Origin of the sequence: Streptomyces sp. BF23-19 (assembly GCF_041106355.1) — a bacterium.
Lineage (GTDB): Bacteria > Actinomycetota > Actinomycetes > Streptomycetales > Streptomycetaceae > Streptomyces > Streptomyces virginiae_A.
On record NZ_JBGBPT010000061.1, the window covers coordinates 17,036 to 43,169 of the forward strand.

General features: G+C 72.6%; 20 protein-coding genes. 11 read left to right on the forward strand and 9 right to left on the reverse strand.

Annotation, left to right across the window (positions count from 1 at the left end):
* Nucleotides 1–226: 226 nt before the first annotated feature.
* The 4 genes from AB8A24_RS29240 to AB8A24_RS29255 all read right to left on the reverse strand — a co-directional run bounded on the left by AB8A24_RS29240 (nucleotide 227) and on the right by AB8A24_RS29255 (nucleotide 8,216).
* Complete coding sequence (locus AB8A24_RS29240) at nucleotides 227–4,135, reverse strand: multifunctional oxoglutarate decarboxylase/oxoglutarate dehydrogenase thiamine pyrophosphate-binding subunit/dihydrolipoyllysine-residue succinyltransferase subunit (RefSeq protein ID WP_369478033.1); 3,909 nt, start codon at nucleotides 4,133–4,135, stop codon at nucleotides 227–229.
* Nucleotides 4,136–4,406: 271 nt separating this feature from the next.
* Entirely contained in the window at nucleotides 4,407–5,477 is a 1,071-nt protein-coding gene (locus tag AB8A24_RS29245) for a HAMP domain-containing sensor histidine kinase (RefSeq protein ID WP_033219085.1), read from the reverse strand.
* Nucleotides 5,478–5,494: 17 nt separating this feature from the next.
* The gene (locus tag AB8A24_RS29250) at nucleotides 5,495–6,235 is read right to left on the reverse strand and encodes a response regulator transcription factor (protein ID WP_030772571.1); all 741 of its coding nucleotides are present in this window, start codon (nucleotides 6,233–6,235) and stop codon (nucleotides 5,495–5,497) included.
* Nucleotides 6,236–6,458: 223 nt separating this feature from the next.
* Nucleotides 6,459–8,216 carry a glycoside hydrolase family 3 protein gene (locus AB8A24_RS29255; RefSeq protein ID WP_369478034.1) on the reverse strand — a complete coding sequence of 586 codons (1,758 nt, stop codon included), beginning with the start codon at nucleotides 8,214–8,216 and terminating at the stop codon, nucleotides 6,459–6,461.
* A 247-nt stretch (nucleotides 8,217–8,463) separates the two neighbouring features.
* Between AB8A24_RS29255 and AB8A24_RS29260 the strand changes: the two genes are divergently transcribed.
* Complete coding sequence (locus tag AB8A24_RS29260; RefSeq protein ID WP_328961707.1) at nucleotides 8,464–9,108, forward strand: TetR/AcrR family transcriptional regulator; 645 nt, start codon at nucleotides 8,464–8,466, stop codon at nucleotides 9,106–9,108.
* Between the two features lie 159 nt (nucleotides 9,109–9,267).
* Here AB8A24_RS29260 and AB8A24_RS29265 read toward each other — a convergent pair whose 3' ends face one another.
* Nucleotides 9,268–9,891 (reverse strand): hypothetical protein, encoded by a 624-nt coding sequence (locus AB8A24_RS29265; RefSeq protein ID WP_369478035.1) that lies wholly within the window; start codon nucleotides 9,889–9,891, stop codon nucleotides 9,268–9,270.
* Between the two features lie 8 nt (nucleotides 9,892–9,899).
* Here AB8A24_RS29265 and AB8A24_RS29270 point away from each other — a divergent pair, with 8 nt between their 5' ends.
* From AB8A24_RS29270 to AB8A24_RS29290, 5 genes are all read left to right on the forward strand, one after another.
* Complete coding sequence (locus tag AB8A24_RS29270) at nucleotides 9,900–11,294, forward strand: glycosyltransferase family 39 protein (protein ID WP_328961705.1); 1,395 nt, start codon at nucleotides 9,900–9,902, stop codon at nucleotides 11,292–11,294.
* 86 nt (nucleotides 11,295–11,380) lie between these two features.
* Entirely contained in the window at nucleotides 11,381–12,310 is a 930-nt protein-coding gene (locus tag AB8A24_RS29275) for a sulfurtransferase (RefSeq protein WP_328961704.1), read from the forward strand.
* A gap of 92 nt (nucleotides 12,311–12,402) precedes the next feature.
* Nucleotides 12,403–13,167, forward strand: coding sequence for a DUF4097 family beta strand repeat-containing protein (locus tag AB8A24_RS29280; RefSeq protein ID WP_328961703.1), 765 nt, complete (start codon nucleotides 12,403–12,405; stop codon nucleotides 13,165–13,167).
* Nucleotides 13,168–13,261: 94 nt separating this feature from the next.
* Nucleotides 13,262–15,667 (forward strand): endopeptidase La, encoded by a 2,406-nt coding sequence (gene lon, locus AB8A24_RS29285; RefSeq protein ID WP_328961702.1) that lies wholly within the window; start codon nucleotides 13,262–13,264, stop codon nucleotides 15,665–15,667.
* A gap of 116 nt (nucleotides 15,668–15,783) precedes the next feature.
* Nucleotides 15,784–16,224, forward strand: a complete 441-nt coding sequence (locus AB8A24_RS29290) for a MarR family winged helix-turn-helix transcriptional regulator (RefSeq protein ID WP_033218751.1) — start codon at nucleotides 15,784–15,786, stop codon at nucleotides 16,222–16,224.
* Nucleotides 16,225–16,276: 52 nt separating this feature from the next.
* Here the strand turns inward: AB8A24_RS29290 and AB8A24_RS29295 are convergent, their stop codons facing one another.
* A complete protein-coding gene (locus tag AB8A24_RS29295; protein ID WP_369478036.1) occupies nucleotides 16,277–17,050 on the reverse strand; it encodes a protein phosphatase 2C domain-containing protein in 774 nt (257 codons plus the stop codon).
* 397 nt (nucleotides 17,051–17,447) lie between these two features.
* Here AB8A24_RS29295 and AB8A24_RS29300 point away from each other — a divergent pair, with 397 nt between their 5' ends.
* From AB8A24_RS29300 to AB8A24_RS29320, 5 genes are read left to right on the forward strand one after another with little or no spacing between them, the layout of a single operon-like run.
* Nucleotides 17,448–20,471: a nitrate- and nitrite sensing domain-containing protein gene (locus tag AB8A24_RS29300; RefSeq protein ID WP_369478037.1), complete on the forward strand. Its 3,024-nt coding sequence runs from the start codon at nucleotides 17,448–17,450 to the stop codon at nucleotides 20,469–20,471.
* Entirely contained in the window at nucleotides 20,468–20,953 is a 486-nt protein-coding gene (locus AB8A24_RS29305) for a roadblock/LC7 domain-containing protein (RefSeq protein ID WP_328961699.1), read from the forward strand. Before AB8A24_RS29300 ends, AB8A24_RS29305 begins: the two co-directional genes overlap by 4 nt.
* Complete coding sequence (locus tag AB8A24_RS29310) at nucleotides 20,950–21,339, forward strand: DUF742 domain-containing protein (RefSeq protein ID WP_266379991.1); 390 nt, start codon at nucleotides 20,950–20,952, stop codon at nucleotides 21,337–21,339. Before AB8A24_RS29305 ends, AB8A24_RS29310 begins: the two co-directional genes overlap by 4 nt.
* Entirely contained in the window at nucleotides 21,320–21,952 is a 633-nt protein-coding gene (locus AB8A24_RS29315; protein WP_328961698.1) for an ATP/GTP-binding protein, read from the forward strand. Before AB8A24_RS29310 ends, AB8A24_RS29315 begins: the two co-directional genes overlap by 20 nt.
* A 12-nt stretch (nucleotides 21,953–21,964) precedes the next feature.
* A complete protein-coding gene (locus tag AB8A24_RS29320) occupies nucleotides 21,965–23,224 on the forward strand; it encodes a styrene monooxygenase/indole monooxygenase family protein (RefSeq protein WP_328961697.1) in 1,260 nt (419 codons plus the stop codon).
* On the opposite strand, the gene AB8A24_RS29325 is transcribed toward AB8A24_RS29320, so the two are convergent.
* The 3 genes from AB8A24_RS29325 to AB8A24_RS29335 form a co-directional block, all read right to left on the reverse strand.
* Entirely contained in the window at nucleotides 23,176–24,345 is a 1,170-nt protein-coding gene (locus AB8A24_RS29325) for a C40 family peptidase (RefSeq protein ID WP_328961696.1), read from the reverse strand. The genes AB8A24_RS29320 and AB8A24_RS29325 overlap by 49 nt on opposite strands.
* Before the next feature lie 244 nt (nucleotides 24,346–24,589).
* On the reverse strand, nucleotides 24,590–25,513 hold the full coding sequence (locus AB8A24_RS29330) for an RNA polymerase sigma-70 factor (RefSeq protein WP_369478038.1): 924 nt from the start codon (nucleotides 25,511–25,513) through the stop codon (nucleotides 24,590–24,592).
* A gap of 78 nt (nucleotides 25,514–25,591) precedes the next feature.
* Complete coding sequence (locus AB8A24_RS29335; protein WP_328961694.1) at nucleotides 25,592–26,065, reverse strand: carboxymuconolactone decarboxylase family protein; 474 nt, start codon at nucleotides 26,063–26,065, stop codon at nucleotides 25,592–25,594.
* Between the last annotated feature and the right edge of the window lie 69 nt (nucleotides 26,066–26,134).

Below are 26,134 nucleotides of genomic sequence, written 5' to 3' on the forward strand. Positions count from 1 at the left end.
ATATTTCGGGTTCGTCGGGGTCGAACCGGCAGCGGGCGCGGATCGCGCCGGCCGGTCGCACTCGGGGAGGTACGAACACGCTAGAGGCAGAAGGGGAGTTGTGGGCGTTTCCGGAGGGAGCGTCAGATTTTGGTAAGATCATCGGTCGTCCCGGGGCCACGACAGCCGGAAGGCCCGGCCCCCGTGGGGGGGCCGGGCCTTCCGTACCGCTGGGATCGGGGCGGGGTTACGCCTCGAAGACCTCGTTCAGCAGGAGCTGCTGCTCCGCCTGGTGGCGCTTCGCGGAGCCCACCGCCGGCGACGAGCCGTGCGGGCGCGAGATGCGCCGCAGGCGCTCGCCCGCCGGGACGTCCGCGCCGACCGCCAGGTCGAGGTGGTCGATCAGGTTCAGCGCGATGAACGGCCACGCACCCTGGTTCGCCGGCTCCTCCTGCGCCCAGATGTACTTGGCCGCGTTCGGGAACTTCGCGATCTCCGCCTGGAGCTCCGCACCCGCCAGCGGGTACAGCCGCTCGATGCGGATGATCGCGGTGTCCGTGATGCCGCGCTTCTCGCGCTCGGCCTCCAGGTCGTAGTAGACCTTGCCGGCGCAGAAGACGACCTTGCGGACCGCGTTCGCGTCCACCGTGCTGTCGCCGATGACCGGACGGAACGAACCGGTCGTGAACTCCTCCGCCTTCGACGCCGCCGCCTTCAGACGCAGCATCGACTTCGGGGTGAAGACGATGAGCGGCTTGTGGTGCGGGTTGTGGACCTGCCAGCGCAGCAGGTGGAAGTAGTTCGACGGCAGGGTGGGCATGGCCACCGTCATGTTGTCCTGCGCGCACATCTGGAGGAAGCGCTCGGGACGCGCGGACGAGTGGTCCGGGCCCTGGCCCTCGTAGCCGTGCGGGAGGAGCAGCGTGACGCCGGAGGTCTGGCCCCACTTCTGCTCGGCCGAGGAGATGAACTCGTCGACGACGGTCTGCGCGCCGTTGACGAAGTCACCGAACTGGGCCTCCCAGAGGACCAGCGCGTCCGGACGGGCCAGCGAGTAGCCGTACTCGAAGCCCATGGCCGCGTACTCGGAGAGCAGCGAGTCGTAGACGTTGTAGCGGGCCTGGTCGTCCGACAGGTAGAGCAGCGGGGTGTAGTCCTCGCCCGTCTCCCGGTCGATGAGGACCGCGTGGCGCTGGCCGAAGGTGCCGCGGCGGGAGTCCTGGCCGGACAGCCGGACCGGGGTGCCCTCCATCAGCAGCGAGCCGAAGGCGAGGGTCTCGCCCATGCCCCAGTCGATGGTGCCCTCGTCGATCATCGCCGCACGACGCTGCAGCTGCGGCAGCAGACGCGGGTGGACGGTGACGCCCTCGGGGATGGTGACCTGGGACTCGGCGATCCGCTTGACGACGTCCTGCGAGATCGCCGTGTTGACGGCGACCGGGAAGTCGGGCTGCGGGGTCGGGGAGGGCGCCGCGGCGGCGGGCTGCGTGGCGGCCTCGCGGACCTCCGCGAAGACCTTCTCCAGCTGGCCCTGGAAGTCCTGGAGCGCCTGCTCGGCCTCTTCCAGCGTGATGTCGCCGCGACCGATGAGGGACTCGGTGTAGAGCTTGCGCACCGAGCGCTTCTTGTCGATCAGGTCGTACATCAGCGGCTGCGTGAAGGCCGGGTTGTCGGACTCGTTGTGGCCGCGGCGGCGGTAGCAGATGAGGTCGATGACCACGTCCTTGTTGAACGCCTGGCGGAACTCGAAGGCGAGGCGCGCGACACGGACGACGGCCTCCGGGTCGTCGCCGTTCACGTGGAAGATCGGCGCCTCGATCATGCGGGCCACGTCGGTCGCGTACATCGAGGAACGCGAGGACTCCGGGGCGGCGGTGAAGCCGACCTGGTTGTTGATGACCACGTGCACGGTGCCGCCGGTGCGGTAGCCGCGCAGCTGCGACATGTTCAGCGTCTCGGCGACGACGCCCTGGCCCGCGAAGGCCGCGTCGCCGTGGAGCGCGAGCGGGAGGACCGTGAAGTCCGTGCCGCCCTTGTTGATGACGTCCTGCTTGGCGCGGGCGACACCCTCCAGGACCGGGTCGACGGCCTCCAGGTGCGAGGGGTTCGCGACGAGCGAGACCTTGATCTGCTCCCCGTCCAGGCCCGTGAAGGTGCCCTCGGCGCCCAGGTGGTACTTGACGTCGCCGGAGCCGTGCATGGACTTCGGGTCGAGGTTGCCCTCGAACTCGCGGAAGATCTGCGCGTACGACTTGCCGACGATGTTCGCCAGGACGTTCAGGCGGCCACGGTGGGCCATGCCGATGACGACCTCTTCGAGGCGGGCCTCGGCGGCCGAGTCGATGACGGCGTCGAGCAGCGGGATGACGGACTCGCCGCCCTCCAGGGAGAACCGCTTCTGGCCGACGTACTTCGTCTGCAGGAAGGTCTCGAAGGCCTCCGCCGCGTTCAGCCGGCGCAGGATGCGCAGCTGCTCCTCGCGCTCCGGCTTGGAGTGCGGGCGCTCGATGCGGTCCTGGATCCAGCGGCGCTGCTTCGGGTCCTGGATGTGCATGAACTCGACGCCGGTGGTGCGGCAGTACGAGTCGCGCAGCACGCCGAGGATGTCGCGGAGCTTCATCATCGACTTGCCGGAGAAGCCGCCGACCGCGAACTCGCGCTCCAGGTCCCACAGGGTGAGGCCGTGCTCGGTGATGTCGAGGTCGGGGTGCTTGCGCTGCTTGTACTCCAGCGGGTCGGTGTCGGCCATGACGTGGCCGCGGACCCGGTAGGAGTGGATCAGCTCGAAGACGCGGGCGGCCTTCGTGACGTCGTCGTCGTGCGAGGCGTCGATGTCCCGGTTCCAGCGGACGGGCTCGTACGGGATGCGCAGCGACTCGAAGACGGCGTCGTAGAAGCCGTCCTCGCCGAGCAGCAGGTTCGCCACGATGCGCAGGAACTCGCCGGAGGCGGCGCCCTGGATGACCCGGTGGTCGTAGGTCGAGGTCAGGGTCATGACCTTGGAGATGCCCAGCTTGTTCAGGGTGTCCTGCGAGGTGCCCTGGAACTCGGCGGGGTAGTCCATGGAGCCGACGCCCATGATGACCGACTGTCCGGGCATCAGGCGGGGCACGGAGTGCACGGTGCCCAGGCCGCCGGGGTTGGTCAGCGAGACGGTGACGCCGGTGAAGTCGTCCATCGTCAGCTTGCCGACACGGGCGCGGCGGACGATGTCCTCGTAGGCCTGCCAGAACTCGAAGAAGTTGAGGGTCTCGGCCTTCTTGATGCCGGCGACGACGAGCTGGCGGTCACCGTTGGGCTTCACCAGGTCGATCGCGAGACCGAAGTTGATGTGCTCCGGCTTGACCAGGGTCGGCTTGCCGTCCTTCTCCGCGAAGGAGTAGTTCATGGCCGGCATGGCCTTGATCGCCTGCACCATCGCGTAGCCGATCAGGTGCGTGAAGGAGATCTTCCCGCCCCGGGCGCGCTTGAGGTGGTTGTTGATGACGATGCGGTTGTCGAACAGCAGCTTCACCGGGACGGCGCGGACGGAGGTGGCCGTCGGCACGTCGAGGGAGGCGTTCATGTTCTTGGCGACAGCCGCCGCCGGGCCGCGGAGCGTCACCAGCTCGGGGCCCGCGGGGGCCTCGGTGGTGGGCGCGGCCTTCTGGGGGGCTACGGAGGAGGGGGCGGGCGCGGCCGGTGCGGCGGCCGGGGCCTGGGAGGTGACAGTCACAGCAGGGGCACCAGAGGGGGTGGCAGGAGCAGGGGCAGGCGCGGACACGGGCGCGGCAGCTGGCGCGGCGGCAGCCGCTCCAGTGGAGCCGGTGCTCGCAGCGGGAGTCGGAGCAGGGGCTGCGGCGCGCGCCGCCCCCGTGGCGGCGGCGTCGGTGACCTGCGGCGCCGCGGAGACGGTGGTGGCGGCCTGTGCGGAGGCGCCGTCCGTCGTCGCGGGCTTCTGGGGACCGTCCGACTTCACCGGAGCGACAGCGCCACCCGGCTTGTAGTCGGCGAAGAAGTCCCACCAGGCCCGGTCGACCGAGTTCGGGTCCTGGAGGTACTGCTGATAGATCTCGTCGACGAGCCACTCATTGGCGCCGAAGCCTGAGGCAGGGTTCTTCCCGCCCTCTGCTGCTTCGGTCGTGGTGCTCGAGTTACTGGGGGACTGTGGCGACACGGCGGCAACCGCCCTCTTCCGCTTCACAAGGTATGGACAGCGGGAATAAAGGCTACGCCTCCTCGGGCGCTGCATGCAGGCCGGGCGGGACTTACGTCGCGCAGGTCACATCGAACGGCGGGTTTCGGCACGTGGAATGGCGGGAAACGAACCTGGTTCGGGTAGGCGGCACCGAGGTTGCGGCCCCCTTGGCTTCGCACCCCTGACGGACCCCGGCTACGTGTGGCCGAGATCATGTCCTTCCCACTCGAACCCTACGTCAACACGACGCCTACGAGCTGCCCGGAAGCGTGACGAGGATGCGGCAGCCGCGTGACGATTCGGCCACTCCGATCCGGCCCCCGTGCAGCTCCACGGCCCAGCGGGCGATCGCCAGGCCCAATCCGGTCCCTCCGTCGCCGCCCCGCGCGCTGCCCCGGTTGAACCGCTCGAAGACGCGGTGGCGCTCCGCCTCGGGGATGCCGGGACCCTCGTCCCGTACCTCCAGCACAAGACTTCCGGGCGCGTCGCCGGTCCGGGCGCGGACCGTGACCCGGCCGTGCGGAGGGCTGTGCTTGACCGCGTTGTCGATCAGATTTGCGACCACCTGGTGCAGCCGCTCGGCGTCCGCGTGCGCCCACAGCTCGGGCGGGAAGACGTCCAGGTGCAGGTGCACGTCGTTGCGCGTGTGCCCGCCCGAACCGGAGAGCAGCCCCGGCCGGCCGGCGGCCGCCAACCGCGATTCCTTCAGCACGCCCGACAGGTACGGCCACACCTCGAAGCGGCGGGCGCGCAGGGGGACCACGCCGTTGTCCACCCGGGACAGGTCCAGCAGGGTCTCCACGAGCCCGCCGAGCCGCTCGGTCTGCTTCAGCATCGTGCGCATGGTCTCCGGATCGGCGGCCGAGACCCCGTCCACCACGTTCTCCAGCACCGCCCGCAGCGCCGCGATCGGCGTGCGCAGCTCGTGCGAGACATTGGCGACGAGCTCCTTGCGGTGCCGGTCCACGGCCTCCAGGTCGTCCGCCATCAGGTTGATGGTGGAGGCCAGGTCGCCGAGCTCGTCGCGGCGACCCGCCCCGCGTACCCGCCGGGTGAAGTCGCCGTGGGATATCGCCCGGGCCACCCGCGTCATGTCGTCCAGCGGCGCCGTCAGGCTGTGCGCCACGAACTGGGTGATCAGCATCGAGGCGATCACCGAGAAGACGGTGATGAAGCGCAGCTCGGTGTCGGTGCGCAGGGCCACCAGCAGCAGGCCCGTCGTGATGAAGACCGAGACCACCACGAGCGTGCCCAGCTTGGTCTTGATCGAGAAGGGCGAGAAGGGCCGCAGCCCCGCCGGAGGCCGTTGCCGTGGCCGCAGCCGGTTCGGCGGCCCGCTCACGGCTGGGCCGGGGTCTCCAGGGCGTACCCGACGCCGTGGACCGTACGGATCCGCTCCGCGCCGATCTTGCGCCGCAGGGCCTTGATGTGGCTGTCGACGGTACGGGTCCCGGACGCGTCGGCCCAGTCCCACACCTCGGCCAGCAGCTGCTCGCGGGAGAGCACCGCCCGCGGGGTGCCGGCCAGGCACACCAGCAGGTCGAACTCGGTCGGGGTCAGGTGCACGTCCTCGGTGTGCACCCGGACCCGGCGCTGCGCGTGGTCGATCTCCAGATCGCCCAGGCGCAAGGTGGCCCCGCGCGGGGTGTGCGCGGCCATGGTGGCCCGCTCCACGCGCCGCAGCAGTACGTGGACCCGGGCGGCCAGCTCGCGCATCGAGAACGGCTTGGTCATGTAGTCGTCCGCGCCGACCCCGAGCCCGACCAGCAGGTCGGTCTCGTCGTCGCGCGCGGTGAGCATGAGGACCGGCACGGGCCGCTGGGCCTGGACCCGGCGGCAGACCTCCAGGCCGTCGAAGCCGGGCAGCATGATGTCGAGGACCAGCAGCTCGGGCAGCCAGCTCTCCGCCGCCGTGACGGCCGAGGGGCCGTCGCCGGCGGTCTGCACCTGGAAGCCCTCCGCGCGCAGGCGGGCCGCGATGGCCTCGGCGATGGTGTGGTCGTCCTCGACGACCAGCACACGCCGCTGGGCGCCGGGTGTCGCCGCGGCGCCCTGATGGGTGGTGTGTGTCTGTTCCATGTCCGCCCCTGAAGATCCCGCGTGAATGGGGTGCAGCGTAGAGGAGGCGTCGGCCTGCGGCTACGTGGGGTTCGGACATGGCATATGTGCTTGACCACAGTAAACGGAATGTGATGTACCGGGTGTCGGTCCCCCCACGGGACCGACACCCGGCGGGCGAGACCGGTCAGGTGCCTCGCCGTTGCTGCCCTCCGAGGGGCGTCCGGGGGGTGCCCACAGGCACCTACAGGGTCAGTCCGTGACCGTGCGGGAAGACCGGGTCGAGCGTGTCGTTCGGCACATCCGGACGGGAGGCCTCGACGGCCTTCATCGAGCGCGGGAGCTCGAAGGGGAGCCGGCCCTCGGGGGTGGCGCGGCCGAAGGCCACGTCCAGCAGGGCGGCGTCACCGGCGCCGTAGTCGGCGATCAGCGCCGCCGCGCGCTCGGCGATCTCCGGGATGACGGCGGCCCGCTCCAGATTGATGCAGACCAGGGTCGGGACCCGGTCCAGGAGGGCCAGGACCTCCGCCAGCTCGGGCTCGGGGAAGGCCAGCGAACCCGAGTGGAAGTACGACTCGAAAGTGTTCTCGCGCGGCTCGTACGGGGTCCGCAGCCGCAGAACGGCCAGGTCCGCGTCGGCCGGGTCGGCGACGACCTCGCCGTACCCGGCGGCCACGGCCGCGTCCACGTTCCGCACGTACAGCTTCGGCCCCGTGGCGAGCGGGAGCAGGCCGTCCCGGTTGGTCAGGACGGTGAGGGAGCGGCGCTGGGCCGCCGCCCCCAGAGCCGTGAAATCGGCCCGGCCGACGATCTCGGCCGCCGCGTCCGGGTCCACGTACGGGTCCTCGAACAGGCCGAGCGTGAACTTCTCCCGCAGCAGGCGGCGTACCGAGTCGTCGATCCGGGACTCGGCGACGCGGCCCGAGCGGACCAGCTCCACCACGACCTCGGGGCACTGCTCGCCGCCGAACTGGTCGCACCCGGCCTCCAGGGCGCGGGCCGCCCGCTCGGCCACGCTCAGGTGCTCCAGGCCCCAGGCGCGCGCCGGGTGCACCTGCCCGAAGATCGTCGCGTCGTTCAGCAGCCCCCAGTCGCTGCAGACGATGCCCTCGAAGCCGAGCTCCTCCCGGAGCTGGCCGGTGACCACGCCCTTGTTGAAGCCGAAGCCGACCTCCTCCCAGTCCGTGCCCATCGGCTGCCCGTAGTACGGCATCATCTGCGCGCACCCGGCGGCGACGGCCGCCTTGAACGGCTCCAGGTGGTGCTCGCGCATGCCGCCCGGATAGACCTGCTCCTTGCCGTGCGCGAAGTGCGGGTCCTCGCCGTCCTTCTGCGGGCCGCCGCCGGGGAAGTGCTTGACCATCGCGGACACCGACCCGGGCCCGAGGGTCGCGCCCTGCAGGCCGCGTACGTACGCCGCCACGAGCTCGCCGGTCAGCCGCGCGTCGGAGCCGAAGGTGCCGGACTGGCGGGCCCAGCGGGGCTCGCTGGCCAGGTCGATCTGCGGGTGCAGGGCGACGCGGAAGCCGACGGCGAGGTACTCGCGGCGGACGGTGTCGGCGAACCGGTGGACGAGCTCGGCATCGCCGATGGCGGCCAGGCCCAGGGCCTCCGGCCAGGCGGAGAAGGCGCCGGCGTTGAAGGAGGCGCCGACGTTGTCGGTGAAGGTGTGGCGCGGGTCGGTGGAGAGGGTGACCGGGATGCCGAGCCGGGTGGCCGCGGCCATCTCCTGGACGGCGTTCTGCCACCGGGCCATCTCGCGGGGCCCGTAGGTGCCGAGCAGGTTGAAGTGGGTGAGGAAGCGGTCCTCGATCAGCTCGGGCGTGGTGAAGGGGAGCATCGAGCCGTCGGTCTCGGTGACCGGGGTGCCGTCCGCGTTCATCATCAGCATCGAGTGGAAGAGCTGACCGGCCTTCTCCTCCAGCGTCATCCGGGAGAGCAGGTCCTCCACGCGGCGCCCGACGGGCAGCGCAGCGTCTTCGTATGCGGGCGTCGCGTTCATGGCGGGGCTCCTGGTGCACGTGACCGGGCGGATCGGCACGGCCACGGTAGAACTGAAAACCATGCACCTGCTAGGTTTTTGAAAAGTGAGCCGGGTCACACGGGTCGCACGGGTCGAGCGGGTCGAGCGGGTCGAGCGGCTCGAAAGGGCCGCGGCCGAGGGGGCGTCCTGTCGGGCCGGACACCGCGAGCCCGGCCCGACCGGCAAGGCCCGGCAAGATCCGAAGGAGACGGCCTAGGGTGTCGGCATGGCACAGGACACGGGGCGGACGGAGCGCAAGGCCTCGAAGGGCGCGGCCCGCGGGACCTACGCGGTCGGCGACGCCCGGCGGCAGAAGATCCTCGACACCGCCGTCGAGCACTTCGCGCAGTGGGGCTTCAACGCGTCCTCGCTCGCCCGCATCGCCGCCGACTGCGGGATCACCCAGGGCGGACTGCTGCACCACTTCCGCGGCAAGGAGGACCTGCTGCTGTCGGTCCTCGCCCAGAGCGAACGGCACGACGTGGAGCGGCTCTTCAGCGAGCCCGCCGAGTCGGTCGCCGCCCACTTCGCCACCGTCGTGGACCTCGCCGCCGACAACGAACGGCGGCCCGGCATCGTCCGGATGTTCAACACCCTGGTCGGCGAGTCCGGCAACCCGGAGCACCCGGCACACGCCTACTTCACCCGGCGCTACGCCCGGGTGCTCGGCTACACCGTCGACCTGCTGGAGGCGGGCGTCGCACGCGGTGAACTGCGCCCCGACATCGACTGCGAGGCCGTCGGCCGGGAGATCCTCGCCGTCATGGACGGCCTGCAGATCCAGTGGGTGCTGACCCCCGGCAGCGTGGACATGCCGGCCCGGCTGCGCGGATTCCTGGACCGGCTGCTGCGGGACATCGCCACCCCCTAGTGCTGTGACCGGAAAGGTCCACCGGGTCACGGCGCCCGGTACGGCACCTCGCCGCGTTGTCGGACCACGGAAGTACGTCCGGTACGGCCCGCGGCCCCCTCCGCCTTGCGATGCACCGCACCGGACACCGCGCCCCGGCAAACCTTTCCGGCCACAGAGCTAGGGTGTGCCACCGCCGGTGAACGGGGGCAGCGCGTCCAGCACCTTCGTCAAGGCCTCCGGCAGGGACCCCTGGTCACCCGCCACCTCGTGGCCGTCGTGCACGAAGGCGTAGAAGAACCCGTCGTAGATCGTGGGCCCGCCCGTCGCGATCCGGGGCAGCCGGGCGAAGTCGGCCTCCCGCAGGGCGGTGCGCAGGCCCGCGAGCTCCGCCGCGGACAGCTTTCCGGTGCCCGTGGGCCGTGCCTTCGCGTCCAGCCGGCTCCAGGAGCCGTCGCCCTTGACGACGAGCGTGTGGGTCTGCCCGGCGAAGCCACCGGTTCGGGTGACCCGGACCAGGGTCTCGCCGGGGGCGGGGACCCGACCGGCCGTGGGGCTCGTGCTCGGGTCGGCCGTCGCCCCCGCACCCGTACCGGGGCTCGTGCCGGGGCTCGTACTCGGACCCGAGCTCGGGTCCCGGACGCGCTCGCGCTCGCGCCCGGCTCCGTGGAGGCCTTCGGGGGCGCGTCGTCGCCGCCTCCGGGGTCCGAGGGCCCGCAGCCCGCCAGGACCACCGTGCTCAGCACCGCCACCGCGGCCGCTCGTAACGCGTGCACACCCACCTCCGCCGGGACTCGGGTCCAACCCCGAGTATGGAGTCCGCATCCCCGTTCCGACACCCGTCACGACCGCACGCGGAGGCCGACATCAGCCGGATCGCCCCCTGGCGCCTGATCCCGCCGCTGCTGGCCGTGGTCCTCGGCCTGTGGGGCCTGGAGCGCGGCGGCAGCATGTGGCGCGACGAGTCCGTCACCTGGCAGGTGGCCCACCGGCCGCTCGGCCAGATCGTGGAGCTGCTGGGCCGGGTCGACGCCGTCCACGGCCTGCACTACCTGCTCATGCACGGGCTGTTCCAGGTGTGGGAGGGCGGACTGTGGGCCCTGCGCCTGCCCTCCGTCGCCGCCACCGCCCTCGCGGCCGCCGGGGTGGCCGCCGTCGCCCACCGGCTCGCGGGGGAGCGGGAGGCACTGCTCGCGGGCTGCGCGTACGCCGTACTGCCGCCCGTGCAGATGTACGCCCAGGAGGGGCGCTCGTACGCCCTGGTCGCCGCCGTCGTGGTCTGGGCGACGTACCTGATGCTGCGCGAGCGGTGGCCGGCCTACACGGTGGTGCTGCTGCTCGGCTGCTGGCTGCACGAGTTCGCCGCGCTGGCCCTGCTCGCCCACGCCTTCACCGCGTGGCGCTCGCCCGGCTGGCGGCGCGGCGCCGCGGCCGTGGCGGTCCTGCTGCTGCCGCTGGCCGTGGTGAGCGCCCGGCAGGCCGAGCAACAGCTGGGCTGGCTCGGGCGGCCGAGCTGGCAGGACTGGGTGGCGTACGGGGTGGTGGGCGGCGCGGCCCTGCTGCTCGCGCGGGGGGCTCCGAGCGACCTCGTACGGGTGGCGCTCCCGCTCGTCCTGCTGCCCCCCGGGGTGCTGATGGTGATCTCGCTGGTCAACCCCTGGTACGTCGACCGGTACGTGATCTACGCGCTGGCCGGGCTCGCCCTGCTGGTCGGGGTCCGGCTCGCGCGGGCCCGCGGCTGGTGGCCGTGGCTCCTGGCGGGCGCGCTCCTGGTGCCGTTCGGCATCTGGTCGGTGTGGCTGCGCACGCCGGAGAGCCGCAAGGACGACGTGCTCGCGGTGGCCGCCGCGGTCCGGGAGCGGGCGCGGCCCGGGGACGCGGTGGTGTTCATGCCCTCGCGCAGGCGCGAGTGGCTGCTGTCCTCGCCCGAGCCGTACGGGGAGCTGCGCGACGTGGCCCTGGACCGCACCCCGGCGGCCTCGCACAGCCTCCAGGGCACCGAACTGCCCCCGGACCGGATCCGCGCGGCGCTGCTCGCCTCGCCCCGGGTGATCGCCCTGCTGGACCCGGAAGGCCAGCCGCTGGACCCGTACCCGCGGGAGGCGGTCAAGCGGGCGGAGCTGGCCGCCGGTTTCGACCTGTGCTCGGTGACCGCGGTGCGCGGGGCCCGGGTGGCGGTCTACGCCCGGCCGGGCGGCTGCGGCTGACCCGGCGGGGCCGCCCCCCCGGGAGGAGCCGGTCCGGGCCGCGTCGGAGGATGGGGCGACCCGTGTCGTACAGCCGGAGGAGCCGCATGACCCCGCCCCAGGACGCCGCGTCCGAAGCCCTGCCCGAAGCCCTGCCCGAGGTCGGGTCCGAGGCCCTGCCCGACGTCGGGTCCGAGGCCCTGCCCGAAGCCCTGCCGGGACCGCTCGTCGGGGTCGACTGGCTCGCCCGCCGGCTGGGCGCGCCCGGCCTGGTCCTCTTCGACGCCTCCGTCGGCGCCCACCGCGGCGCGGCCCACCGGATCCCGGGCGCCCGCCCCTTCGACCTCGACGGGGCCCTGTCCGACCACACCGCGCCCGCCCCGCACACCATGCCCGGAGCCCCGGAGTTCACCGAGGCGATGCGCGCCCTCGGCGTCGCGGACTCGGACACCGTCGTCGTCTACGACGGCGCCGGCGTCTACTCCAGCGCCCGCGCCTGGTGGATGCTGCGCGCCATGGGCTTCGACCGGGCCGCCGTCCTCGACGGGGGACTGCCCGCCTGGACCGCCGCGGGCCTGCCGACCTCGCCCACGGGCCCGGCGTACGAAGGCCAACGGGGCTCCTTCACCGCCCGCCCCCGGGCCGGGCTGCTGGTCGACAGTGCCACCGTCGCGCGGGCCCTGACCGATCCGACGGCGGCCGTCCTCGACGCCCGCACCCGCGAACGGTTCACCGGCACCGCCCCCGAACCCCGACCGGGCCTGCGCGGCGGCCACATGCCGGGCGCGGTCAACCTGCCGTTCGGCGAACTCCAGGACCGGGACGGGCGGATGCGGTCCGCCGGGGAACTGCGCGCGGCCTTCCGGACGCTGACGGGGGAACGGGAACGGCTCTACCTCAGCTGCGGCTCCGGGGTGACCGCCTGTGTCCTGGCCCTCGGCGCCGACCTCGCCGGGTACGAGGAGATCGCGGTGTACGACGGCTCCTGGAGCGAGTGGGGCATGCCCTCCGAACTCCCCGTCACCACCGACCTGTAGCGGAGGGGAGGAGCGGGCGGGGGTTAGCCCCACCGAAGGTCCGGGTACGTGCACCATCGGCCCGGGGCACGCTCCCCGGCCAGACTCGGGCCATGACCACTCACCTCACCTCCGCCCGCACGGCCCGCACCGCGATCACCGCCCTCGGCGCCGGCCTCCTCCTGGCCGGCTGCTCCTTCTCGGGCTCCCTCGCGGACGGCGCCTACAAGACGGCGACCGCCGATGCCACGGTCTCGGAGGCGGTCACGGCGGTGAAGCTGACGGGTGTCCGGTCCGGTTCGATCGACGTCACCCCCGGCACCGGCCCCGGCGTCACGATCAAGCGCACGGTCCACTACCGCGGGGACACCGTCCCGGAGACCGGCCAGAAGGTCACCGGCGGCGTACTGACCTTCAGCAAGGACTGCTCCGGGAACTGCTACGTCGACTACCGACTGGAGGTCCCGGCCACCGCCACGGTCGACCTGGAGAGCTCCAGCGGGGACATCACGGTGACGGGTGTGGCGGGGGCCGAGGCGGAGTCCGACTCCGGCGGGGTCACGGCCGACCGGATCGGCGGCCCGCTGAAGGTCCGTACCTCCTCGGGCGAGATCACCGCCACCGGGCTGTCCGGCCCGAGTGCCGAGGTCCGTTCGAGCTCGGGCAACGCGCACGTGGACTTCACGAAGACCCCGTCCTCGGTGCTCGCCGAGACCTCCTCGGGCGACGTCACCCTGAAGGCCCCCCGCACCCCGTACGCGATCAAGGCCTCCACCGACTCCGGCGACCGCGACATCACCCTTCCCGACGACCCCTCCGCCCCCTCCCACATCTCGGTGAAGACCAGCTCGGGCGACATCCACCTCTCCGCCGTCTGACGCGTTCGCCCCGGGCGAACGGGCGGTGGGGAACATCGGGAGGCGCACATGCATTGAGTCGGCAGAGCTCAACTTCACTGCCGGAGGGAAGATCATGGCTTCGACGTCCGTCACACTCACCCTGCCCGTGCTGCCGCTCGACGACGAGGTCGTGCTGCCCGGAATGGTCGTACCGCTCGACCTGTCCGACGCCGAGGTACGCGCCGCCGTGGAGGCCGCGCAGGCCGCCGCCGGCAAGAGCGGCAGCGGGAAGCCCCGGGTCCTGCTCGTGCCGCGCATCGACGGCACGTACGCCGGGACCGGTGTGCTCGGCACCGTCGAGCAGGTCGGCCGGCTCTCCGGAGGGGACCCCGGAGCGCTCATCCGCGGCCTCGGCCGGGTCCGCATCGGGGCCGGGACCACCGGCCCCGGGGCCGCCCTCTGGGTCGAGGGCGAGACCGTCGACGAGGCGGTGCCCGATCCGCTGCCCGGGGCGGTCACCGAACTGGTCAAGGAGTACAAGGCACTCGCCACCAGCTGGCTCAAGAAGCGCGGCGCCTGGCAGGTCGTGGACCGCGTCCAGCAGATCGAAGGCGTGTCCGCGCTCGCCGACAACTCCGGGTACTCGCCGTTCCTGACGGTCGAGCAGAAGGTCGAACTGCTGGAGACCGCCGACCCGGTCGCCCGCCTCAAGCTCGCCGTCAAGGCGCTCAGCGACCACCTCGCCGAGCAGGACGTAGCCGAGTCCATCGCCAAGGACGTCCAGGACGGCGTCGACAAGCAGCAGCGGGAGTTCCTGCTCCGGCGGCAGCTGGAAGCCGTACGCAAGGAACTGCGCGAGCTGAACGGCGAGAAGGACGGCGAGGAGTCCGACGACTACCGCGCCCGCGTCGAGGCCGCCGACCTCCCCGAGAAGGTACGGGAGGCCGCCCTCAAGGAGGTCGACAAGCTGGAGCGGTCCAGCGACCAGAGCCCCGAGGGCTCCTGGATCCGCACCTGGCTGGACACCGTGCTGGAACTGCCCTGGAACGAGCGCACCGAGGACGAGTACGACATCCGGGGCGCCAGGGCCGTCCTCGACGCCGAGCACGCGGGCCTCAGCGACGTGAAGGACCGCATCACCGAATACCTCGCCGTCCGCAAGCGGCGCGGCGAGCGCGGCATGGGCGTCATCGGAGGCCGTCGCGGCGGCGCCGTGCTGGCCCTCGTAGGGCCTCCTGGCGTCGGAAAGACCTCGCTCGGCGAGAGCGTGGCGCACGCCATGGGCCGCAAGTTCGTCCGGGTCGCCCTCGGCGGCGTCCGCGACGAGGCCGAGATCCGCGGCCACCGCCGGACCTACGTCGGCGCCCTGCCCGGCCGGATCGTCCGGGCGATCAAGGAGGCCGGGTCGATGAACCCGGTGGTCCTCCTCGACGAGATCGACAAGGTGGGCTCCGACTTCCGCGGCGACCCGGCGGCCGCCCTTCTGGAGGTCCTCGACCCGGCGCAGAACCACACCTTCCGCGACCACTACCTGGAGGTGGAACTCGACCTCAGCGACGTCGTCTTCCTGGCCACCGCCAACGTCCTGGAAGCCATCCCCGAGGCCCTGGCCGACCGCATGGAGCTCGTCCGGCTCGACGGGTACACCGAGGACGAGAAGGTCGTCATCGCCCGCGACCACCTGCTCCCGCGCCAGCTGGAGCGCGCCGGGCTCGGCTCCGACGAAGTGGTCCTGGAGGAGGACGCCCTGCGCAAGCTGGCCGGGGAGTACACCCGCGAGGCGGGCGTCCGCACCCTGGAGCGCTCCCTCGCCCGGCTGCTGCGCAAGGTCGCCTCGCAGCACGAGCTGGGGGAGCGGGAACTGCCCTTCAGCATCGGCGCGGACGACCTGCGGGCCCTGATCGGACGACCGCACCACGTACCGGAGTCCGCCCAGGACCCGGCCGAGCGGCGCACCGCCGTCCCCGGCGTCGCCACCGGCCTCGCCGTGACCGGCGCGGGCGGTGACGTGCTGTTCGTGGAGGCCTCGCTGGCCGACCCGGAGACGGGCGCGGCCGGCCTGACCCTCACCGGTCAGCTCGGCGACGTCATGAAGGAGTCGGCGCAGATCGCGCTGAGCTTCCTGCGCTCCCACGGCGCGGAACTGGAGCTCCCGGTCGCCGACCTGAAGGACCGGGGCGTGCACATCCACTTCCCGGCGGGCGCCGTGCCCAAGGACGGCCCGAGCGCGGGCATCACCATGACCACCGCACTCGCCTCGCTGCTCTCCGGCCGGCAGGTGCGCACGGACGTGGCGATGACCGGCGAGGTCTCGCTGACCGGGCGCGTCCTGCCCATCGGCGGGGTGAAGCAGAAGCTGCTCGCCGCGCACCGGGCCGGACTGACCACCGTCATCATCCCCAAGCGCAACGAGGCCGACCTGGACGACGTCCCGGCGGAGGTGCTGGAGACGCTGGAGGTGCACCCGGTGACGGATGTGCGCCAGGTCCTGGAGCTCGCCCTGGCGCGGGCGCAGGCCCCGGCCGTCGCCGCGGCCTGACGAACGCACACGGCCCGGTGTCCCGCTCCGGCGGGGTACCGGGCCGTCCGCACACCCGCTGCGAAATACTGGCCCCGCACCCATCGGGGTGCCGGACACCATCGAAGGAGCGGGACGTGCACGGGAGTGAAGACCAGGAGTTCCTTGCCCTGGAGCGGGAGCTGTCCGTCTTCCTCCGGCGGGCCCGTGCCTCCTCGGGCGAGATGGCCCGCGAGCTCCACCCCGAACTGGAGCCGGCCGCGTACGGGCTCCTCGTACGCCTGGAAGCGGCCGGGCGGCAACGGGCCACCGAACTCGCCGCCTACTTCGGCGTCGGCAAGGCCACCATGAGCCGGCAGCTGCGGGCCCTGGAGGTCCTCGGCCTGGTGGCCCGCGAGCCGGACCCCGCCGACGGCCGGGCCTCCCTGGTCGGCCTCACGGAGGAGGGCCGGGAGCGCTTCCTGCGGGTCCGGGGGGCGCGGCGCGAGCAGTACATGCGCAAGCTCGCCGACTGGGACCGCGGCGAGGTCGCGGAACTGGCCCGGCTGCTGAACCAGTTGAACGCGGGCGGGGAGTAGCGCGCCGCACGCCGCGCCGCGCGCCGCGCCGCAGGGCGGTCGGCCGGACCGCTCAGAGCTCCGCGTAGACCGCCGACGCGTCGTCGTGCCGCTTGTACCGGGCCGACGGGCGGGCCGGATCGGACTCGACGGCGCGCACCCGGCCGATCAAGCCCTGCGCACCCTCCTTCCGCAGCACCGCCATGCAGTCGGCCCAGTCACCCTCCCCGAAGGTGTCCGTCCACCGGCTCGCCCCGTCCGTGAGCGCTGCCACCGCCCGCACCCACCCGCGCGGGGTGCGCCCGGTCACCGCCCGGGCCGCCACCGCCGGGTCGGCGGCCGCCGTGAAGAAGCCGCCCTCCGCGTTGCGCAGGGCGTCCGTCGCTGCCACCGAGCCCAACACCTCCCGCGGGATCCGGTCCAGCCGGTCGTCGAGCACGGCCGTCACCTCGCCGCCGGGCGCCTGCAGGAGCAGTACGGAGTCCGAGAGGACGAGGTGTTCCACGTACGCCGCGTCCCAGCGGACCACGACGACCGTCGCCTGCGGCGTCCGCACGTGAGAAAGGTCACAGGTGTCGCGGTGGGCGTCGGCCGTGGCGCGGACGGACTCGGCCAGAACCTGATCGAGCGGCATGTCCCGCCGCGATCCGGACAGTTCGGTCAATCGGCCGCCGAGGCGAGCCACGAACCAGGGCACCCCGTGCACACATCCGTCGTCGCCGCCCGGCGGGGTGACCCCGTCCAGGACCACCAGGACGCCGCCGCCCGAAGCGGGGATCGCGGCCGACACCCAGTCCTCATTGGGGCGTTCCTGGTGGCCGGGGGCCGAGGCGAGGTCGATGCGCATCCCCGCATTCTGCCGCGCGGGAGGCGGCGGGCGCGGTGAGGTCCGTACCAAATCGGGCGCGCGCCGGTGGCCCCGCGCACCGGCCGCCCGGGGCGGTCGGCGAGCGCCGGGGCGACGGGGCGGTGGTGTGGGCGGGCATCCTGCCAAAGGCCGTATCGATCTTTCAACCACCTGTCCAAGGCGGCGCTCCGGCACGGGGTGCCCGAGTTGGTCGGCAACTCATCCGTGATGTTCACTCGTTCGAGTGGCCGGTTGGGCGATGTGCGGCTCTCTCCCCAGCACGCTGCAAAGGTCTGAGGCGGTACGAGGGAGCAGGGGGCGTTTACTTGTTGACCGGCCGTTACCTCGGCCACACGAGTAGACGAGCAAGAGCACACGTACAGGATTGCGAGCACCGGTGCAGAAGAAGCGGTCTCGGAAGAACGGCACCGCCGCCGACGGCCCGGCCCCCGCAGGACGCCGCGTCCGCGTGCGCCGCAGGCTGGTCGTCGGCGTAGCCGTCGCCGGACTCACCGTCCTCGCGGCGGGAGCGCCCGCCGTCGTCTCCGCCTCGACGGAATTGAACGACTCCCAGCGCCTGGTCACCCTCGCGGAACAGACCCGGCAGACCCTCACCCTCACGCACCTCCTCGGTGACGAGCGTGACGCGGTCGTCGAGTACGCCGCCAAGGGCCGACCCGGCGCGGCCAAGGGACCCGTCCAGGAGCGCATCGCCGGGACCGACCGGCAGCTCGCCGAGGTCCAGGCCGAGGCCGACGAGGCCACCGCCCGGGCCCTCGCCCGCGTACGGACCGTCCGCGCCGAGGCCGTCGACGGCAAGGGCAGCGCCCTCGCCGCCCACCAGGCCTACGCCGGCGTCATCGCGGAACTCCTCGCCCCCGGCGACCAACTCGCCGAGCTGACCCCGCCGCGCGCCGAGGCCGCCCTGGCCACCACCCGCCCGCTGGCCCCGCTGGGCCAGGCCGTGGAACAGGCCTCGGCCACCCGCGGCCTGCTGCTCGCCGCGCTGGCCGTCCCCCGCGGCGATCAGTCCCCCAACTCGGCCGTGGTCGACGAACTCACCACCGCCGCGCAGCGGACGCGCGTACGGGAACAGGCCGCCCTCGACGACTTCGCGCGGGCCGCGCGACCCGACGTACGCCAGACCCTGGCCGCCACCGTCACCGGCCCCGAGGTCAAGACGGCCGACGACTTCCTCAAGCGGCTCACCGACCGGCCCACCCTGACGCCCGCCGACCGCAAGACCGACGGGGCCACCGTCGGTACCGCGCTCACCGCCCGCATCGACCGCATGCGCACCGTGGAAGCCACCCTCGCGAGCGAACGGGCCTCCGCCCTGGCCGCACTGCGCGACGACGACGTGACCCGGCTCGAAATCGCGATCGCGCTGCTCGGCGTGCTGTTCCTGCTCGCCGTCGGTGTCTCCACCGCCGTGGCCCGGTCGCTGACCCGGCCGCTGTCGGTCCTGCGCCGCGGCGCGGAGCGGCTGGCCACGCCGGAGGGCTCGGTGGAACCGGTGCGGTTCACGGGCCGCAACGACGAGTTCGCCGAGGTCGTGCGCCACCTGAACGCGGTGCGCGACCAGACGGTCTCCCTGCACACCCGGATCGCCGGGCTCGACGCCGACCGGCGCCGGACCATCGGCCGCAGCGAGGCCCTCGCCGCCGGCAGGGACGCGCTGGAAGAAGAACTGACGACGCTGCGGGCGGGGCTGGAGGAGCACCGACGCATCATGTCGACGACCTCCGTCTCGCTGTCGCTGCGGACCCTGGGCCTGGTGGAGCGCCAGCTCGCGGTCATCGAGGAGCTGGAGTCCAAGGAGCAGGACCCCGACCGGCTGGCGACCCTCTTCAAGCTGGACCACCTGGCGACCGTGATGCGCCGCCACAACGAGAACCTGCTGGTCCTCGCCGGCCAGGAACACGGCCACGGGCAGGGCCTGCCGGTGCCGCTGGTCGACGTGATGCGGGCCGCCGTCAGCGAGATCGAGCGCTACGAGCGCGTCGACCTCGCCGCGCTGCCCTCGTACACCCAGATCGCGGGACACGCCGCCGACGACATCTCGCACGTGCTGGCCGAACTGCTGGAGAACGCGACCACGTTCTCCCCGCCGGACGTCAAGGTGAAGGTGTCCAGCTGGCTGCAGGGCTCCGGCGACGTGGTGCTGTCCGTCGTGGACGAGGGCATCGGCGTCACCGAGGACCGCCTCGAAGCACTGAACACCCGACTGTCCACGCCCGACGCCTACGACGAGGAGACCGAGGCGGAACACGGCCTCGGCCTCGGCCTGTACGTGGCCGGGCGGCTCGCGGCCCGGCACGGGGTCACCGCCGAGCTGCGCACCCCGAAGCACGGCGGGACCGAGGCCCTGGTGGTCGTCCCGGCGGCGCTGCTGCCCGCGACCCCGGTGGTCTCCCCGGTGCACACCCTGGCCATGCCGGGCGGACCCGCGCTGCGGCTGCCGGGAGTGATAGCGGAGGCGAACGAGAACACGCTGCCGAAGCGGCGGCGCGGGACGCATGCCGCTCCGGACCCGGACGAGGACGCGGCCGTGGAAGCGGCCGTGGAGGCCGAGGCCGGAGTCCAGGCCGAGGCCGACGTCGCGGCCGCTGCCGAGGTCCTCGCCGAGGAGCCGGTCGTCCCGGCCGCCGTCGACTCCGAGCCGGAGCCCGCCGTCGAGCCGGAGCCGGTCGTCGAGCCGGAGCCGGAGCCCGCCGTCGCGGCGGTCCCGATCACCCTGGCCGAGGCGCTGGCCGGCCCCGCCGTCGTCGCCGAGACCCCGGCACAGCCGGACCAGGACCCGGTCGCCGACGCGCCCGCAACCGCCGGGGCGGTGCCCGCCGACCAGGTGTTCGTCGCCGCGCCCCCGGCAGGGGACGGGCCCACCCCCGAGGAACAGCTGCTCGCGCGGGTCGTCCCCGACGCGGAGCCGGCCGCCCCCGGCGTGGCGGACCCCACCGAGGAGATCCCGACCGCGGCGCACACCGCCGCACCCGTGGCCGACGTACAGGAAGCCGAACCGGAGGCGGAGCCGCACACCCACGCCCCGGCCGAGAGCAACTGGCTGCCCCGCCAGGGCAGCCACCCGGCCGACCAGGCCGAAGGCGAAGGCGCCGTCACCGACAAGGGCCTGCCCAAGCGGACCCCGCGCACCGTCCCCGCCAAGAGCGCGGCCCGTGCCGACGGACCGCCCGAGCCGCCACGCCGCGTCGACGCCGAGGAGTTGCGGCGCCGGCTCGGAGGCTTCTACCAGGGAGCCCAGGACGGCAGGCGCGTCGTCGCCGCCGAACTCGCCCAGGAGCAGGGGCCCGACCAAGCCCCTGACCAGGCGCTCGACCAAGCCCTCGACCAAGGGCGGACGCAGCGGCCGGGCCAGAGCAAGACCGACCGGGGGGACACCGCACAGGAGGCACGCACATGACCGCGCCCAGTACGTACGGACTGAGCACCCAGGCCCGCAACCTGCAGTGGCTGCTGACCGACCTGGTCGAGGAGGTGCCCGGCGTCAACTCCGTCGCCGTCGTCTCCTCGGACGGGCTGCTGCTCCTGTCCTCCGACCCGGGAGCGGGCACGGCCGAACCGGCCGACCGGCCGAGGCCCCGGGGCCCGCGCGGCGCGTCCGCCGACCTGGCCACCATCGTCTCCGGCCTCGGCAGCCTCACCACCGGCGCGGCCGCCCTCATGGACACCGGCTCGGTCAAGCAGACCATGGTGGCGATGGAGCACGGCTCCGTCTTCGTCATGGCCATCAGCGACGGCTCCCTGCTGGGCGTGCACGCCACCCCCGACTGCGACATGAGCGTCGTCGCCTACCACATGGCCCTGTTCGTCGGCCGCGCCGGCCACGTCCTGACCCCCGAAGTCCGCAGTGAGCTGCGCCAGTCGATGGAGAACACCCCGTGAGGAGTACGGCCTCCGACCGGCTGCCGATACGCGGAGCCGACCGCCGCCCCGCCCGCGTCCGCCCGTACTCCCTCACGGGCGGCCGCACCCGCTTCACGCAGGTCCTGCACGTCGAGACGTTCGTCGCCGCCCTGGACACCAAGGTCTCGGAGCCGCAGAAGCCCGACCGCATGCCCGAGATGCCCGCCATCGTCGAGGTCTGCCGCCGCATGCGGACGATCGCCGAGATATCCGCCCTGCTGAAGCTCCCGCTCGGCGTGGTCCGCGTCCTGGTCAGCGACCTCGCCGACCAGGGCCGGATCCGCGTCTACGGAACGGGCCACGGCAGCGGCCGTCCCGAACGCGCGCTGCTGGAAAGGGTGCTCAGTGGTCTTCGCCGTCTCTGACAACCCGGTGTCCCTGCCGCAGTCGGACGACGAGCCGGCCCAGCCCTGGCAGTACGACCGCTCCCGCGCACCCGTCGCCGTCAAGGTGCTGGTCGCGGGCGGCTTCGGCGTCGGCAAGACGACCTTCGTCTCCTCCGTCTCCGAGATCACCCCGCTGCGTACCGAAGCGGTGATGACCCAGGCGAGCGCCCCGACCGACGACCTGTCCGGCACCCCCGACAAGAGCACCACCACCGTCGCCATGGACTTCGGGCGCGTCACCCTCGCCGACGACCTCGTCCTCTACGTGTACGGGACCCCCGGCCAGGAGCGGTTCTGGTTCATGTGGGACGACCTGGTGCGCGGCGCCATCGGCGGTCTGGTCCTGGCCGACACCCGCCGACTGCGCGACTGCTTCCCGGCCCTCGACTACTTCGAGACCTGCGGACTCCCGTACGCCGTCGCCGTCAACCACTTCGACGGCTCGCAGTCGTACGAACCCGACGACGTCCGCGAGGCGCTCAGCGTCCCGCCCCACGTACCCGTCGTGATCATGGACGCGAGGCGCCGCGACACGGTGATCGAATCACTGCTCGCCCTGGTGGGCCACGCCCTCGACACCACTCCCGAATAGAGAACGTGAGAGATGCGCAAGATACTTGTCGTAGGAGCCGGCCAGTCCGGTCTCCAGCTCGCCCTCGGACTCCAGTCGAAGGGGTACGAGGTCACCCTCATGTCCAACCGGACGGCGGACGAGATCCGCACCGGGCGGGTGATGTCCACGCAGTGCATGTTCGACACGGCACTGCAGCACGAGCGTGATCTCCAGATCAACTTCTGGGAGCAGCAGGCCCCGAAGATCGAGGGCCTCGGCGTCTCCGTCGCCACCCCCGACGCCGGCCGCGCCATCGACTGGCTCGGCAGGCTCAAGGGGTACGCGCAGTCCGTCGACCAGCGCGTGAAGATGGCCGGCTGGCTCGACACCTTCGTACAGCGGGGCGGCCAACTGGTCATCCACGGCGCCTCGGTCGCCGACCTCGACTTCTTCTCCCGTACGTACGACCTGGTGCTGGTCGCCGCCGGCAAGGGCGAGCTGGTCTCGATGTTCGGGCGGGACGCGGCGCGTTCCCCGTACGACGCCCCGCAGCGCGCGCTCGCCGTCGCCTACGTGCACGGCCTCGGCCCGCGCCCGGAGCACCCGGAGACCGAAGCGGTCCGCTGCAACCTGGTCCCGGGCGTCGGCGAGCTGTTCGTCATGCCCACCCTGACCACCTCGGGCCGGGCCGACATCCTGTTCTGGGAGGGCGTCCCGGGTGGTCCGCTGGACGTCTTCAACGGGGTCAAGGACCCGGCGGAGCACCTCGCGCTCACGCTGGAGCTGATGGAGAAGTTCGTGCCGTGGGAGTACTCCCGCGCGACGAAGGTGGAGCTGACGGACGCGGGCGCCACGCTCGCCGGGCGCTACGCGCCGATCGTCCGCAACCCGATCGGACGCCTCCCGGGCGGCGGACTGGTGCTGGGCGTCGCGGACGTGGTCGTCGCCAACGACCCGATCACCGGACAGGGATCGAACTCCGCGTCCAAGTGCGCGGCCTCGTACCTCTCCTCGATCCTCATGCACGGGGACAAGCCGTTCGACGAGTCGTGGATGAAGGCGACCTTCGACAAGTACTGGTTCACCACGGGCAAGCCGGTGACCCAGTGGACGAACGCGATGCTGGGCGTCCCGCCGGAGCACGTACTGAACCTGATCGGCGCGGCCGGGCAGCTCCAGCCGGTGGCGAATCGATTCGCCAACGGCTTCGACAACCCGGCCGACTTCGACGCGTACTTCTACGACCCCGAGGACACCGCCGACTACCTGGCGGAGGTCGCCTCGTCCGTCGGAGCCTCCTCGGCGGAGTAGCCCGTATCGTCCCCCGCCTCCGCCGCCGGTGCCTCCGGCAGCGCGGGCGGGGTGAACTCCGCGAGCGGGGCACCGTCCGGGTCCGGCCGGACCGCCCCCAACAGCGGGTTCGCGGCGATCGGCGAGACCTTCACCACGGCCCCCGGCCGCGGCGCCTGGATCACCTTGCCGTCGCCGACGTACAGGCCCACGTGGGTGGCCTTCGGGAAATAGACCACCAGGTCCCCGGGCCGCAGCTGATCCAGCGGCACCTTCGGCAGCTGGGACCACTGCTCCTGGCTGGTCCGCGGAATGGCGCGCCCGGCGTGCGCCCAGGCCTGCGAGGTCAGCCCGGAGCAGTCGAAGGACCCCGGCCCCTCGGCACCCCAGACGTACGGCTTGCCGATCTGAGCCGCCGCATAGGTGAGGGCGGCTCCACCGGCCGCCGTGGGGGTGCCCGTACGGGTCGGGAGACGGCCCGAATCGACCAGGCTCCGCTGCGCGACGGCGGTGTTCTCGGCCTCCCGCGCGCCGAGCCGGGTGAGCTGGTCCGGGGTCAGGGCGGCGAGCACCCGCTCGACCTCCTTGAGCTGCGCCGCGACCTCGTCCTTGTGGAGCTTCTGCTGCGCGGCCAGGGTCTGCCGGGCGTCCAGGGCCTCGCGGGCCCGTACGGCGAGCGCGTCGGCCTTCTTCTCGCCCCGCGCGAGCCGGGCCAGTACCCCCGCCCGCCGGGCGCCCTCGCGGGCGGCGAGCCGACGCTGGTCCAGGGCGGCCTGCGGATTCCCGGCGAGCAGCATCCGGGCGTACGGGGACAGCCCCTGGGCGCCCTGGTACTGCTCCCGGGCGAGCCGCCCGGCGATGGCCCGCTCGGAGTCGAACTCCGTACGGGCCTTGCCGAGCTCGGCGGCGCGCAGCCGCTCCTCGGCCTGGCCGGCCCGCAGGGCCTCGTCGGTGGCGTTGTAGGCCTCGGTGGCCTCCTCGGCCTTCTGGTACAGGCCCTGCAGGCGGGTGAGCAGCACCCCGACGGACTCCCCTTCGGGCAGCCCCGGCTCGGCCCCGGCCCCAGGGACCGGCCCGGCGACGACGAGCACTGCGGCGATGCAGACGGCGCGAAGCGGCCGCCGTGACAGTCGATGTGACATGGGATCACCTCCGAGGCGGCCGATGCTGCCACGCCCGGTATGACAAATGCCCCAACGGAGTCGGCCGGTCGCGACGCCTCACCCGGTTGGGGGCGGTGGGGCGGGGCGGGGGCTTCGGGGAGCGGGACCGGCCCGACCCGGAGGGACGATGGGACTGACGGGAAACCCCCATACCCCACTCTGATTCGGATCGAGTGGCTCCCGCCCCCGGAGCCACCGCCCGACCCCGGTCGATCGGCCTCCGTCACCTCGACGCGCGGCGGGCCTCGCGGATTTCGCGGGTGATCGCCCAGGCGTCCGCGACCGGGCCCAGGTGGGCGAGCTTGTCGGGGTTGACCACCGAGCGGATGGTGCCGATCCGGCCGTCGAGGATCTCGAAGGCCAGGATGTGGAGCACCTGGCCGTCCGGGTCGCGGACGATCGCGCCCGGCTCGCCGTTCACGTCGTGGGGCTCGGCGGTCACGCCGACGCGGGACAGCCAGGGGAAGAACGCGGCGAGCAGGCGGGCCACGTTCTCGGCGCCGGTGATGGTCTTCGCCAGCTGCGGAGCCTTGCCGCCGCTGTCCCCGACCAGTTGGGCGTCGGTCGCCAGCAGCCGCTGCAGCCCGGTGATGTCGCCGTCCTTCATCGCGTCCAGGAACCGGGTCGCCAGTTCCTGCCGCTCCTGACGGTCCGCCCGGAACCTCGGCCGGCCGGCCTCCATGTGCCGCCGCGCCCGGACCAGCAGCTGCCGGCAGGCGGCCTCCGACCGGCCCACCGCCGTGGCGACCTCGTCGAAACCGAAGGCGAAGACCTCCCGCAGGACGAACACCGAGCGTTCCAGCGGGCTGAGCCGCTCAAGGAGCAGCAGCGCGGCCATCGACACCGAGTCCGCCAACTCCACCGACCGCGCCGGGTCCTGGTAGGGATCGTTCAGCAGGGGCTCGGGGAACCACGGTCCGACGTACTCCTCGCGCCGCACCCGGGCGGAACGCAGGACGTCGATCGAGAGTCGGGTGACCGTCGTCGAGAGGAAGGCCTTGGTGGACGTGGGGATGGTCGCCGAGGCGTCGAAGCGCAGCCACGTCTCCTGCACCGCGTCCTCGGCCTCGCTCACGCTGCCCAGGATCCGGTAGGCGATCGAGAACAGCAGTGACCGCAGATCCTCGAATTCCTCGACCTTGCTCATACCGGCTTTCCTCCCCCGAGTGGCCCTAGGTGATCGTCAGGGTGACGGCGGGGGAGCACAAGCCCCCGCCGGTCCCCCTCAGTGGAACTGTCCGGCCACGTACGTGCCGCCCGGCTGCTGGGTGATGACGTTGATCCGGTTCGCCATGTTCATGACCGCGATCAGCAGTACCAGGACGTTGAGCGCCTCCTCGTCGTAGTACTTGGCGGCGCGTGCCCACACCTCGTCGGTCACTCCGCCGGCCCCGTCCGCCGTGCGGGTGCCCTCCTCCGCCAGTTCCAGCGCGGCACGTTCGGCCTCGGTGAAGACCGTGGCCTCGCGCCACGCCGCCACCAGGTGCAGCCGTACCGGGGTCTCACCGGCGGCGGTGGCCTCCTTGGTGTGCATGTCGATGCAGACGGCGCAGCCGTTGATCTGGCTCACGCGCAGGGACACCAGTTCCTGCGTGGTGGCCGACAGCGCCGAGTCCTTGATGACCTTCCCGACCGACATGAGGTGCTTGAAGGCCTTGCCGGCGGTCGGGCTGGTGAAGGGGTTCAGTCGCGCGTCCATGGTGTGCTCCTCGGTGGTCGTCGTCGGCTACATCCCTGAGACGAGGTGGCCCGACCTCCTGTGACATGG

Excerpts from the sequence above, each read along its gene's own strand:
- AB8A24_RS29335 (WP_328961694.1), bottom strand. The coding sequence starts at position 26,065 with ATGGACGCGCGACTGAACCCCTTCACCAGCCCGACCGCCGGCAAGGCC.
- lon (WP_328961702.1), top strand. The coding sequence starts at position 13,262 with ATGGCTTCGACGTCCGTCACACTCACCCTGCCCGTGCTGCCGCTCGAC.
- AB8A24_RS29260 (WP_328961707.1), top strand. The coding sequence starts at position 8,464 with ATGGCACAGGACACGGGGCGGACGGAGCGCAAGGCCTCGAAGGGCGCG.
- AB8A24_RS29305 (WP_328961699.1), top strand. The coding sequence starts at position 20,468 with ATGACCGCGCCCAGTACGTACGGACTGAGCACCCAGGCCCGCAACCTG.
- AB8A24_RS29255 (WP_369478034.1), bottom strand. The coding sequence starts at position 8,216 with ATGAACGCGACGCCCGCATACGAAGACGCTGCGCTGCCCGTCGGGCGC.
- AB8A24_RS29295 (WP_369478036.1), bottom strand. The coding sequence starts at position 17,050 with ATGCGCATCGACCTCGCCTCGGCCCCCGGCCACCAGGAACGCCCCAAT.
- AB8A24_RS29330 (WP_369478038.1), bottom strand. The coding sequence starts at position 25,513 with ATGAGCAAGGTCGAGGAATTCGAGGATCTGCGGTCACTGCTGTTCTCG.
- AB8A24_RS29325 (WP_328961696.1), bottom strand. The coding sequence starts at position 24,345 with ATGTCACATCGACTGTCACGGCGGCCGCTTCGCGCCGTCTGCATCGCC.
- AB8A24_RS29250 (WP_030772571.1), bottom strand. The coding sequence starts at position 6,235 with ATGGAACAGACACACACCACCCATCAGGGCGCCGCGGCGACACCCGGC.
- AB8A24_RS29270 (WP_328961705.1), top strand. The coding sequence starts at position 9,900 with ATGGAGTCCGCATCCCCGTTCCGACACCCGTCACGACCGCACGCGGAG.
- AB8A24_RS29320 (WP_328961697.1), top strand. The coding sequence starts at position 21,965 with ATGCGCAAGATACTTGTCGTAGGAGCCGGCCAGTCCGGTCTCCAGCTC.
- AB8A24_RS29275 (WP_328961704.1), top strand. The coding sequence starts at position 11,381 with ATGACCCCGCCCCAGGACGCCGCGTCCGAAGCCCTGCCCGAAGCCCTG.
- AB8A24_RS29280 (WP_328961703.1), top strand. The coding sequence starts at position 12,403 with ATGACCACTCACCTCACCTCCGCCCGCACGGCCCGCACCGCGATCACC.